This window comes from Arthrobacter sp. JCM 19049 (assembly GCF_001310435.1).
This window is the reverse complement of the sequence record NZ_BAXF01000056.1, coordinates 1-10,044: the sequence shown is the minus strand read 5'-3', so window position 1 is coordinate 10,044 and position 10,044 is coordinate 1. Positions and strand designations below refer to the sequence as shown.

Here is a 10,044-nt window from a genome sequence, read left to right as displayed (position 1 = left end):
CTTCAACACCGGTTCCGGGGCGCTGTTCCGCGATGACGCACAGATCCAGGAACTGGTGGGGCGCCTGGCCGCCAATGTGTTTGCCGCCGAGTCGATTGTCATCACCGCCGCCCGGGAACTGGATGCCGCCCACGATGCGGCGCTGGGGCTGGACGAGCAGCAGGCCTACCTGCGCGCCGAACTGGCGGTGCAGCAGGCCCACGTGGCCACCCCGAAGCTGGTGCTGGATGCCACCAGCGAGCTGTTCGACGTCACCGGCGCCTCCGCGGTGTCCACCAGCAAGTCGCTGGACCGCTACTGGCGCAACGCGCGCACCGTGGCCACCCACAACCCGGTCGTGTTCAAGGCCCGCTCCGTGGGGGACTACTTCATCAACGGCACTATCCCCACCGGTTGAACTCCATTGGCGAAGCGAAGGGAAAGAAGTAAATGGGAACCTTTGACCAGCGACCGCGCCTGCTGCTGTCCGCCTTCTTGATGAACACCTCCAGCCACATCCTGGGCGGCATGTGGCGCCACCCGCAGGCCCAGCAGCACCGCTTCCACGAACTGGCGCCCTGGGTGGACCTGGCCCGCAAACTGGAGGACGCGAAGTTCGACGCCATGTTCTTCGCCGACGTGGTGGGCCTCTATGGGGACCACGAGGGCGGCTGGGCCTCCCACGTGCGCAAGGGTCTGCAGGTGCCCAGCCACGATCCACTGGTGCTGCTCTCCGCGCTGGCCGCCGGCACCGGGCAGATCGGGCTGGCCATGACCAGCTCGGTCATCCAGGCCCACCCCTTCCAGTTCGCCCGCCAGCTCTCCACCCTGGACCACCTCTCCAACGGCCGGGTCGCCTGGAACATTGTCACCAGCGTCCTGGAAAACGCGCACCGCAACTTCGGGGGAGCCTCCCTGGTCGCCCACGATGACCGCTACAGCTGGGCGGAGGAATACGTGGAGGCAGCCTACAAGCTGTGGGAAGGCTCCTGGGCGGACGACGCGGTGCTGGCGGACAAGGCCAACGGGATCTACGCGGACCCGGACAAGGTCAGCAAGATCAACCACCGCGGCCAGATCTACTCCATCGACGGGCCGCACCTGGCCGTGCCCAGCACCCAGCGCACCCCCTTCCTCTTCCAGGCCGGTTCCTCCCCGCGCGGCTCCCAGTTCGCCGCGACCCACGCCGAGGCGACCTTCCTGTTCGCTCCGCACCCGCAGTACGTGGCCAAGAAGGTCGCCCAGCTGGAGACGAACCTGCAGGCGGCCGGGCGCCGCCGCCAGGACCTGAAGGTGTTCGCCGGGCTTTCCTTCGTGGTGGGCTCCACCGAGGCGGAGGCCAAGCGCTGGAAGCCGAATACGACCAGTACCTGGACCCGCACGTGATCATCGCGCACATCGGCGGCGGGCTGGGAATCGACCTGGGCGGACTGGATCTGGACACCCCGCTGGGCCAGGTGCAGACCGAAGGCGCCCAGGGGGTGCTCGAAGCGGTGCTGGCCTCCACCCCCGGCGGCAACCCGACGCTGCGGGATCTGGCCCACTACCGGGCCAAGGCCCAGCAGCTGGTGGGAACCCCGGAACAGATCGCCGACCAGCTGGAGCAGTGGCAGGACGCGGGCATCGACGCTGAACATCATGAACCACGTGCTGCCCGGCTCCTACGACAACTTCATTGACGGGCTGCTGCCCGAACTGCGTCGCCGCGGACTGGCGCAAACCCAGTACACCCCGGGAAGCCTGCGCCACAAGGTGTTCGGGCGCGGGGACCGGCTGCCGTCAAACCACCCGGCCGCCGCGTACCGCGGGGCATTCACGCAATCCAGCGCCGTCAGCGGCCAACCGGAGCAGAACCTGGTCCCGTAGCCGGACACAAGACCCGGGTAGCGGCCCCTTGGATGGCTGGGGGAGGCCGGGCCGCTACCCGCACCTGAACCACCGCTGCAAGTTCGCAGCGGTGGTTTTCCCCTGCCCGCACCCGGGGTAGGGTGACGGCATGAACGCCAAACATGTCAATGATCCAGAGGTTATCCGCCGGCTGCTGACCACCCCCGCCCGCTGGGCCGTGGTGGGATTGACGAACAACCCGCGGCGGGTGGCCCCCTCCATTGCCCGCTACCTGAAGGAACAGCTGGGAATGCAGATCCTGCCGGTATCCCTGAGCGGGGAAACCGTCATGGGGGAAACCGGCTATGAGCGTCTGGACCAGATCCCCGGGCACATCGACGTCGTGGACTGCTTCGTGAACTCGGCGAAGGTCGGGGACATCGTGGACCAGGCCATCGAGGTCGGCGCCAGCGCCGTCTGGCTGCAGCTGGGCGTTGTCGACGAAGCCGCCGCGCAGCGCGCCAAGGACGCCGGGCTCGAAGTGGTCATGGACACTTGCCCGAAGATCGAATATCCGCTTCTCTAGCGCCAGTGCTGCGAAGGAGCCCACCCCAGTCCCTGCCCCGGACGGCGACTGCTACCGTGGGAACCGGACGCGGCGGAGATCCGGGACGGTGGAAATGAGCGCGCTGGAGGAACACCACGAAGTGTGGCGGACCCTGTGCCTGTCCATGCCCGGAGCCTACGAAGACTTCCCCTTTGGGGAACACAGCACCGTGTTCAAGGTTGCCGGACGGGACCGCGCCAAGGGCAAGATGTTTGCCCTGCTGATGGTGCATCAGGCGAACTGCTGCTGAACCTGAAGTGTGAACCGGCCATCGCCGAACGGCTGCGCGACGAGCACGAACAGATCACCGGCGCTACCACATGAACAAAAGACACTGGAACTCAGTGCGCGTGGGACTGGACCCGCAGGTGATGCGCGAACTGGTCGAGGATTCCTATGACCTGGTGATCGAGGCAATGCCGGCACGTGACCGAAGCGCCATCCAAACCAAGAGACACACCGGCGGCGGCTAACTAGACTGGTGGCATGTACTTCATCGTTGTTAAGTTTCAGGTAAAGCCCGAATTCACCGACAGCTTCATGGACCGCGTCGCCGAGTTCACCCGCACCACCCGCGCCGAGGAGGGCAACTTGTTCTTCGACTGGTCCACCAGCGTCGAAGACCCGAACGAGTTTGTGCTGGTTGAGGGGTTCCGCGACGACGAAGCGGCCGCCACCCACGTCAATGGCCCGCACTTCGCCGCAGGTCTGGAAGCCATGCGTCCGGCCCTGGTGTCCACCCCGAAGATCATTTCCCGCAAGGTCGATGGTCAGGGCTGGGACGAAATGGGCGAGCTGAAGATCGACTAGTTTCTGCCGCTGAGCGACCCCGCTTCCCCGGCCGGGGTCAGGGCGTCGACACGTCAAAAGCACCGCCGCTGGCGGTGCTTTTGACGTTAATCTTCACCTTGTCTCCCTGGGCTCTCGGCCTCTAGTGGGTGTTGCCCCGACGACGTAGCAGCACCATGAGCAGCCCTACGACCAGGATGACCGCGGCAATGATGCCGATGCTCGAGTACGCGAAGCCCGTGTCGGCCAGATCCTGAGGACCGGATGTCGGTGACTGGGAAGCGTCCGGGCGTGGCGGCGCGGGGCTTTGGGTTGACTGGGTCGGCGACGGCGACGGCGACACCGAGGGGGACGCCGTGGGCGAGGCGCTCGGCTGCGGGCTGGGTTCCGTGCTCGGGGTGGTAGGTGCCTCGACAGCTACCGTGAGCGGCACGGAAATGTCCTCCCGGCCCACCTGCGAGATCACCAACTGGTACTGGCCTTCCTTCAGCTTTTGAGGCGCGGTCAGCTGGAAGGAGGTGGAGCCGGCGTCATCGGCCGCGGCGATGTCCTGAACTTTAACCTCCCCGTCGAAGGCGCTGGCCGAGATCTTCGCCCCGGGCTCCAACTCGGAAACCGCCACCTCCAGGGTGGAGCCAGGAGCGAGGGTGGCCGAGGAGAGGCTCACGGTGGCCCATTCGGTGCCCGCCTGCACGGCGCGGCCCAGCGGCGCTGGATCCACGACGTCGTGGGACTTGAAGTAGTTCACCGTGGCGTCCAGGTCCACCTGGCCGCTGTCGGCATGGTCCTTGGCTTCGGCGAAGGCCGTGAAGTTATCCCCGCCGGAGGCCAGGAACGCGTTGGCGGCGACCCGAAACGTGTCAGACTCGGCGACGGGCTTTCCGTTGAAACTCACCGACGTGATGTGCTCACCGCGGGCCGCGTCCTCCACGTAGGTGTAGCTCAGTCCTTCGGAGATCCCCAGGTGCAGCTTTTCACGGGAAGCTCCTTCCGGCTGCCATTGCTGTTCGAGCACTTCATACAGCTGGGCGCCGGTCATGTCCATGGTGATCAGGGTGTTGGCGAAGGGCTGTACGTCCGCGGCTGCCTTGTAGGTGACGACGCCGTTTCTGCCGTACAGCAGATCAGCGCGCAGACCACCGGGATTCATGAAGGCGATTTGTGCCGGGGCACCGCCGAAGTCCTCGTTGGAGGTCGCCCACAAGTGGACATCGGCGATGGTGTTACCCAGGGTGGATTCCACGCCGCGGTCATCACCCGCCGGTTCGCCGCCGCGCAGGATGTCGGCGCTGATGGCTCCGATTTCCTGTTGGCCTACTTCTTCGGATTCGGCGACGGCCTTGTCAACAATATCTGTGACGGCAGGGTTTGGCTCGAAAGCCGAGCCGTCTTCGGGAGCCAAGGGAACAAGCTTGGTGCTCGACTGCGTGACCGTGCCGTCGCTGGCATCAATGCTCAGGGAGATTTCGCCCAGAGTGGTGCCGTACTGATGCGCCTGGATCACCGGCCGGGTTTGGCCAGTGCCCGCGACTGGCACTGAGCAGTGGTAGGGCTTGTGGGTGTGTCCGGAAATGATGGCGTCGATGTGCTCATCGGCATTGCGGATCAGCTGCCCATAATCCGTTGATTCCTTGGCAATCGTGTCACAGGCCGTGCTTTCGGATCCGTCGTGGGTCAGCAGCACCAGCACGTCGGCTTCACCGTTCTTCTTGTCGCCGTCGCTCAGCTTCTCTGCCACCCGGTTGGCGGCCGCGAGCTGGTCGCCGAAGGTGAGGTCGCTGATCCCGCTGGGGCTAACCAGCGTGGCCGTGTCCGCGGTGACCGTGCCGATGAACCCGACCGATACACCGTCGACTTCGCGGATTGTGTACTCCCTGAGGGCCGGCTTGCTGGTGCCCTTCTCGTATACGTTCGCGCCGAGGGCATAGTCCGCCCCCTCGGCTCCTTCGGCTTTGGGCTTGGTGCCGTAGCGGGGGATTACACGCTCCTGCAGGTCCTGGAAGCCGCGATCGAATTCGTGGTTGCCCACCACCGACAGGTCCAACCCGGCGGCGCCGAGCGCGTCAATCGTGGGCGCATCCTGCTGTGAAGCGGAAGCGAACGTGGAGGCACCGATGTTGTCGCCGGCCGAGACAAAGAGGGTATTCGCGTTCTCCTGCCGATATTTTGCGACCGCTCCGGCCAGTACTGCAGCTCCGGCAGATTCGCCCTCGGCCTGGATGCGTCCGTGGAAGTCATTGATGCTCAGCAGGTTGAGCTCTACTTCCTTGGCCGGACTTGGGTCGGTGGGCGCTGCCTGCGCGCCAACGGCGCCGGAGGCAATGACCGAAAAGGACGCCAGGGCAGTGAAACCGACCCTGGGCAGACGTCTGGAGGTAGGCATGGAAAATCCCCTAGAGGTAAACAAGTGATCGTCACATGTTTATCCCACGGGAGTGAACCTGTCGATACTTTTTGATGAAGTGTGGGGTTGATGTCGGGGGCCGTTCACGTGGCCTCGCTTCACACGGCCCTCCCGCAGCGGGTCGGCCCGGCCGGATTTGACCGCGAAACCCGCGCCACAGTTTGACTATCAAGCAGATCTTTCACGTTCACCGCGTGATCGTGGTCGGCCTCGGTGCAGAGCCGCAACGAGGGCGTGCGGATCATTCGCCGCTGGGTGGCCCCACCCGCGAGGCTCCCACGATTCGTCCGACCAGCGTGCATACGGCCAGCACGAAGAGCAGGTATGCCCCAGTAAGCAGGCCGTAGGCCAACTCACGATGCTGAACGTTGAGAGCAAAGATGAAGACCGCGGCACCGCACACCAAAAGCGCAACCCCCAGAAGCCGCATCTTCATCTCTGCATCACGCATCCCTTGTTCCGTAGACCACGCTGTCCCGTGAAAAACCAATGACTGTAATTACAATAATTGCACAAATAGTTGTCCGAAGGAATCCTCCGAAAGGACTAGATGTGCTTGCTCACCTACCGCAGTGGGATGAAGCGGCGCCTCGGGGAGCAGGGTAAACCTAGGAAAAACCGGTTCACCGCCGTGAGCCGGGGGTGTGCGCGGTTAGAGGCAGCTGCGCAGGATCTTCTCAATGGCCGCCTGTTCGGCCTTTGTCATCCACGCGTCATATTTCGCCTTCACCTGCGTCTGACGGGAAACGTAGCTGCACCGGAAGGAGCGGTTGGGTGGCAGCCACGTTGCCGCGTCCTTGTCGCCCTTGGATGCATTGGTCGGGCCATCCACAGCCATCAGGTTCAGCGGGTCGTTGGCAAAGTTCAGGCGCGTTTCGGCGTCCCACTGCTGGGCGCTTCTGCCAGGCATCCGAAAGCGCCACCACATGGTCGATCTGCACTGCGCTGCTGGTTCCCTGCCCGCGCACAAAGGAGATGCTCTTGCCGGTGTAGGGGTCATCAAGTACGCCGCTGAGCACCACGCATTCAATGCGTCCCTCCCGGTATTCCACGTCCTTCAGGTCCCGGGCGAGAATGTCATTGCGCGCGTCGCACCCGTTGCGGTCGGGGTCCTTCCAGCCCTTGCCGAATTCCTCGCGCGAGTACCCGGTCTTCGGGGCGCGGCCCTTGACGTCGATTTCCTCAAGCAACGCCAGCGATTCTGCAAACTCAAGGCTTTGCTCTTCGGTGATGGGGCCGCCGGTGGAGGGGGCTTGTGACTGCGTTTGCCCTGGAGCGGCGTCGGAGTTGAAATCGCTGAGCGTCCCGGCCGAGCATGAGGTCAGTGACAGTGAGCCAAGCAAGAGGGCCAGGGTGGTGAAGCGACGCGGGCTGCGCATGCGGTAGAAGGTTCCCTTCGATGCAGTGGGCGCACCAAAAATAAGGTGCTGCCTGTGGTGTACAGCCAGCACCTTATCGCTTCGGGGCGACACTATCGCCCGAACCGCCGGGGCACCTTCATGTGGTGTCCGTGACGCAGACCGCGCTAGTTGGTCGCGGTTCCCGGATCCTCGTCCTGTCCCGGACGGGTGTGCGATGCCCCGCCCTCATCACGCCACTTCTTCAGCTGCTCGGGTGACACTTCGCCGGTGTCGATGTTTTCTGGTGCGTAGGGATCCTTGCCCTTGTCATTTACCGTGTCCATATCCTCACCGTAGGCCGGTTCCGGCAAAGCGACAAGGAGTCCGGTCCCGTCCGTTTTCGTAACGGCAACGGCGCGGCCTCGGCATTGTCCGGGCCAAAAAGTCTCCAAGTCGGTGCCTGGTCGCTGGATGTGGTAGGAATGGGGTTAGTGACACGGGGTGCCGCCGCAGCGGCTGAGAAAACACCCGTCGAACCTGCACCAGTTAGTACTGGCGAAGGGAATGTCCTGGATTCCACGATGCCCCGCACCTTTGAGTGGCTGCGGCGTATCCACCGGGTTCCGTTCGCCTTGACCCACATTCAAGGAGTTCGAACACCATGAACACACAAACCACCACCGTCGAAACCAGCAACAGTGCTCTGCCCCTGGCAGAGCAGCAGGTGTTGGTCACCGGCGCCGCGCGCGGGCTGGGCGCGGCCATCAGCACCGCCTTCCTGGACGCCGGAGCGAACGTGGTCCTCAACTACCACTCCTCGGGGCAGGCCGCCACCGATCTGGCTGCCCGCTACCCCGATCAGGCCCTGGCCGTACAGGCTGATGTGCGTGAAGCCGGGCAGCTGAAGGACTTGGTCCGCCAGGCCGAAGAGCACTTTGGCAAGCCGCTGACCACGCTGGTCAACAATGCGCTGGTCGACTTCTCCTTCAACGGGGACGCCCGACCCAAGGCTGGCGAACTCAGCGCGGCCGATTTGAGCAAGCAGTTCACCGGGTCGGTGCTGGCCCCGGTCGCCGCAATCCAGGCCGTGCTGCCGAACATGCGCAAAGCCGGCTTTGGACGGATCATCAATATCGGCACGAACCTCTTCCAGCATCCGGTGGTCCCGTACCACGACTACACGGCTACCAAGGCGGCACTGCTGTCGCTGACCCGCACCTTCGCCGATGACCTGGGACCCGAGGGGATCACCGTGAACATGGTATCGGGCGGACTGCTGCGCACGACCGACGCCTCCGCGGCCACCCCGGAAGAGGTCTTTGACTTCATCGCCTCCGGCACACCGCTGCGCAAGGTCACCAGCCCGGCCGAACTGGCGGACGCCGTCCTGTTCTTCGCCTCCCCCTGGGCCCGCGGCGTGACCGGACAGAACCTGATCGTGGATGGGGGACTGGTCAAGGGATGAGCCCCAAGCAATTGAAACTCAACCTGTTCATCTACGGTGCAGGCCACCACCAGGCTGCCTGGCGGGACCCGGACTCCGCTGCCGAACGCCTGGGCGACACCGTACTACACGCAGCTGGCGCAGACCGCAGAGCGCGGGCTGCTGGACGCGGTGTTCCTGGCCGACGGCCAATCCATCTCCCCGCAGGCCGCAAAGGCCGGACCCACCTGGTTCTACGAGCCGCTGACCCTGCTCTCGGCGTTGAGCCAGCACACCGAGCACATTGGCTTGGTGTGTACTGTCTCCTCCAGCTTCTACTCCCCATTCCATGCCGCCAGAATGCTGGCCAGCCTGGACCACCTCTCCGGCGGGCGGGCCGGGGTCAACGTGGTCACCAGCATGTGGGATGCCGAGGCGCAGAACCATTCGATGCCCGGGCTGGGGGACCATGACACCCGATATGCGCGAGCCGATGAATTCATTCAGGTGGTGCGCCGACTGTGGGATTCCTTCCCGGCCCAGGCCATACAGGCCAGCGGGATGGGGACTTCGCCAACCTGGAACTTCTGCAGCCCATCGAACACGTGGGGAGCACTTCACGGTGCGTGGCCCCTGAACGTTCCCGGCGGCCCGCAGCGGGCCCCGGTGTTGTTCCAGGCCGGCTCCTCCCCGCAGTCGGGAGCTGGCCGCGAAATATGCCGAGGCCGTGTACGCGGTGGCCGCCGACCGGCAGATGGCCCTGGAGTACGGTACCGACCTGCGCTCCCGGATCGCCGCGGCCGGACGCGACCCGGAAGCGGTGGCGATCATGCCGGGGCTGGTGACCTACGTGGGGCGCACGCATGAGGAAGCCCGGGCCAAGCAGCGCCGACTGAACGAGCTGCTGCCCACGTGACGCGCTTAAGCAGCTGGGCGTCTTCGTGCAGCAGGACACCTCCGGGTGGGACCTGGATGCCCCGGTGCCCGAACTGCCGCCACTGCACAGCTTCACCGGACCGAAGGGACGCTATGCCACGATCCAGCGGCTGATCGCCGTGCACCAGCCACGGTGCGCGAACTGCTGGGGCTGCTGGCCGCCGGAGGCGGACACGCCACCATGATCGGTACCCCGCAGTCCATTGCCGATGAGATGGAGCAGTGGCTGGACTGCGGGGCGGCGGACGGCTTCAACCTGATGCCGCCCACTCTGCCCGCCGGCATCGAGGATTTCGTGGACCTGGTGATCCCCGAACTGCAGCGCCGGGGACTTTTCCGCACCGCGTACTCCTCCTCGACCCTGCGCGGGCATCTGGGACTGGGCCTGCCCGCATCGTCCCGGCCCCGCGAAGAAGCTAACCAGCCCGGATAGCGGCCGGGGCCGGTTCAGCGCGATCGGGTCCGTAGCGTCCAGTAGGAGGAGACGTGCACCCGCTTCTTGTCCAGGCCCCAGCCAGCGACGATGCGGGAGATCGCCTTGGCGGCAGAGCGCTCGCCGTGGGCGATCACCGTGCTCTGTGGCGGGGGAGTGGGCAGCTTTAGGAAAGCTTCGGCCAGCAGGTCGGTGGTGCCCGGAGGCTGTCCATTGCGGTGCAGCCAGCGCAGCTCCACTCCCGCAGGGTGGGGGATCTGCAGTTCGCCCTGCGGCCCGGCCACCTCCAGCAGGGCCACGCCCTGC

The 10,044-nt window shown here is 65.1% G+C and carries 15 protein-coding genes, 2 pseudogenes and 1 riboswitch; of the genes and pseudogenes, 12 read left to right on the top strand and 5 right to left on the bottom strand.

Translation table 11 applies throughout. The annotated features are described in order from the left end of the window. The 6 genes and pseudogenes from JCM19049_RS04725 to JCM19049_RS04705 all read left to right on the top strand — a co-directional run. On the top strand, positions 1-397 hold a 397-nt coding region (locus JCM19049_RS04725), incomplete at its 5' end, for an acyl-CoA dehydrogenase family protein (protein ID WP_279402476.1). A 32-nt stretch (positions 398-429) separates the two neighbouring features. Next, positions 430-1,845: pseudogene (locus JCM19049_RS04720) on the top strand (NtaA/DmoA family FMN-dependent monooxygenase). Between the two features lie 130 nt (positions 1,846-1,975). Then, a complete protein-coding gene (locus JCM19049_RS04715) occupies positions 1,976-2,392 on the top strand; it encodes a CoA-binding protein (RefSeq protein WP_054820967.1) in 417 nt (138 codons plus the stop codon). A gap of 94 nt (positions 2,393-2,486) precedes the next feature. Next, positions 2,487-2,663: an MmcQ/YjbR family DNA-binding protein gene (locus JCM19049_RS22240; protein WP_306420688.1), complete on the top strand. Its 177-nt coding sequence runs from the start codon at positions 2,487-2,489 to the stop codon at positions 2,661-2,663. A gap of 94 nt (positions 2,664-2,757) precedes the next feature. Next, positions 2,758-2,886 (top strand): hypothetical protein, encoded by a 129-nt coding sequence (locus tag JCM19049_RS22235; protein ID WP_306420687.1) that lies wholly within the window; start codon positions 2,758-2,760, stop codon positions 2,884-2,886. Between the two features lie 13 nt (positions 2,887-2,899). Beyond that, a complete protein-coding gene (locus JCM19049_RS04705; RefSeq protein WP_054820966.1) occupies positions 2,900-3,223 on the top strand; it encodes a putative quinol monooxygenase in 324 nt (107 codons plus the stop codon). A 121-nt stretch (positions 3,224-3,344) separates the two neighbouring features. Here the strand turns inward: JCM19049_RS04705 and JCM19049_RS04700 are convergent, their stop codons facing one another. The 3 genes from JCM19049_RS04700 to JCM19049_RS22230 all read right to left on the bottom strand — a co-directional run bounded on the left by JCM19049_RS04700 (position 3,345) and on the right by JCM19049_RS22230 (position 6,516). Continuing rightward, the gene (locus tag JCM19049_RS04700) at positions 3,345-5,585 is read right to left on the bottom strand and encodes a bifunctional UDP-sugar hydrolase/5'-nucleotidase (protein ID WP_279402475.1); all 2,241 of its coding nucleotides are present in this window, start codon (positions 5,583-5,585) and stop codon (positions 3,345-3,347) included. A 262-nt stretch (positions 5,586-5,847) separates the two neighbouring features. Beyond that, positions 5,848-6,057 (bottom strand): hypothetical protein, encoded by a 210-nt coding sequence (locus JCM19049_RS04695; protein WP_279402474.1) that lies wholly within the window; start codon positions 6,055-6,057, stop codon positions 5,848-5,850. Between the two features lie 201 nt (positions 6,058-6,258). Continuing rightward, the gene (locus tag JCM19049_RS22230) at positions 6,259-6,516 is read right to left on the bottom strand and encodes an HNH endonuclease family protein (protein WP_306420686.1); all 258 of its coding nucleotides are present in this window, start codon (positions 6,514-6,516) and stop codon (positions 6,259-6,261) included. A 16-nt stretch (positions 6,517-6,532) separates the two neighbouring features. Here JCM19049_RS22230 and JCM19049_RS22225 point away from each other — a divergent pair, with 16 nt between their 5' ends. Further along, positions 6,533-6,865: a hypothetical protein gene (locus tag JCM19049_RS22225; protein ID WP_306420685.1), complete on the top strand. Its 333-nt coding sequence runs from the start codon at positions 6,533-6,535 to the stop codon at positions 6,863-6,865. Between the two features lie 266 nt (positions 6,866-7,131). Here JCM19049_RS22225 and JCM19049_RS04685 read toward each other — a convergent pair whose 3' ends face one another. After that, complete coding sequence (locus JCM19049_RS04685; RefSeq protein ID WP_171021127.1) at positions 7,132-7,290, bottom strand: hypothetical protein; 159 nt, start codon at positions 7,288-7,290, stop codon at positions 7,132-7,134. Positions 7,291-7,433: 143 nt separating this feature from the next. Next, positions 7,434-7,528, top strand: a riboswitch (TPP riboswitch). 79 nt (positions 7,529-7,607) lie between these two features. Here JCM19049_RS04685 and JCM19049_RS04680 point away from each other — a divergent pair. The 5 genes and pseudogenes from JCM19049_RS04680 (at position 7,608) to JCM19049_RS22205 (ending at position 9,738) form a co-directional block, all read left to right on the top strand. Further along, on the top strand, positions 7,608-8,411 hold the full coding sequence (locus tag JCM19049_RS04680) for a 3-oxoacyl-ACP reductase (protein ID WP_054820963.1): 804 nt from the start codon (positions 7,608-7,610) through the stop codon (positions 8,409-8,411). Positions 8,412-8,447: 36 nt separating this feature from the next. Then, positions 8,448-8,903, top strand: a pseudogene (locus tag JCM19049_RS22220) (LLM class flavin-dependent oxidoreductase); the annotation flags it as partial. 193 nt (positions 8,904-9,096) lie between these two features. Continuing rightward, a complete protein-coding gene (locus JCM19049_RS22215) occupies positions 9,097-9,285 on the top strand; it encodes an LLM class flavin-dependent oxidoreductase (RefSeq protein ID WP_306420684.1) in 189 nt (62 codons plus the stop codon). 25 nt (positions 9,286-9,310) lie between these two features. Then, entirely contained in the window at positions 9,311-9,490 is a 180-nt protein-coding gene (locus tag JCM19049_RS22210; RefSeq protein ID WP_306420683.1) for a hypothetical protein, read from the top strand. Continuing rightward, on the top strand, positions 9,439-9,738 hold the full coding sequence (locus tag JCM19049_RS22205) for a hypothetical protein (RefSeq protein WP_306420682.1): 300 nt from the start codon (positions 9,439-9,441) through the stop codon (positions 9,736-9,738). Before JCM19049_RS22210 ends, JCM19049_RS22205 begins: the two co-directional genes overlap by 52 nt. 14 nt (positions 9,739-9,752) lie before the next feature. Here the strand turns inward: JCM19049_RS22205 and JCM19049_RS04670 are convergent. After that, on the bottom strand, positions 9,753-10,044 hold a 292-nt coding region (locus JCM19049_RS04670; protein ID WP_279402473.1), incomplete at its 5' end, for a siderophore-interacting protein.

Bases quoted from the DNA above. Each gene is read 5' to 3' on its own strand.
- JCM19049_RS04695 (WP_279402474.1), bottom strand. From the start codon at position 6,057: ATGCGTGATGCAGAGATGAAGATGCGGCTTCTGGGGGTTGCGCTTTTG.
- JCM19049_RS04700 (WP_279402475.1), bottom strand. From the start codon at position 5,585: ATGCCTACCTCCAGACGTCTGCCCAGGGTCGGTTTCACTGCCCTGGCG.
- JCM19049_RS04705 (WP_054820966.1), top strand. From the start codon at position 2,900: ATGTACTTCATCGTTGTTAAGTTTCAGGTAAAGCCCGAATTCACCGAC.
- JCM19049_RS04680 (WP_054820963.1), top strand. From the start codon at position 7,608: ATGAACACACAAACCACCACCGTCGAAACCAGCAACAGTGCTCTGCCC.
- JCM19049_RS04715 (WP_054820967.1), top strand. From the start codon at position 1,976: ATGAACGCCAAACATGTCAATGATCCAGAGGTTATCCGCCGGCTGCTG.
- JCM19049_RS22230 (WP_306420686.1), bottom strand. From the start codon at position 6,516: ATGCCTGGCAGAAGCGCCCAGCAGTGGGACGCCGAAACGCGCCTGAAC.
- JCM19049_RS22225 (WP_306420685.1), top strand. From the start codon at position 6,533: ATGGTCGATCTGCACTGCGCTGCTGGTTCCCTGCCCGCGCACAAAGGA.
- JCM19049_RS22240 (WP_306420688.1), top strand. From the start codon at position 2,487: ATGAGCGCGCTGGAGGAACACCACGAAGTGTGGCGGACCCTGTGCCTG.
- JCM19049_RS04685 (WP_171021127.1), bottom strand. From the start codon at position 7,290: ATGGACACGGTAAATGACAAGGGCAAGGATCCCTACGCACCAGAAAAC.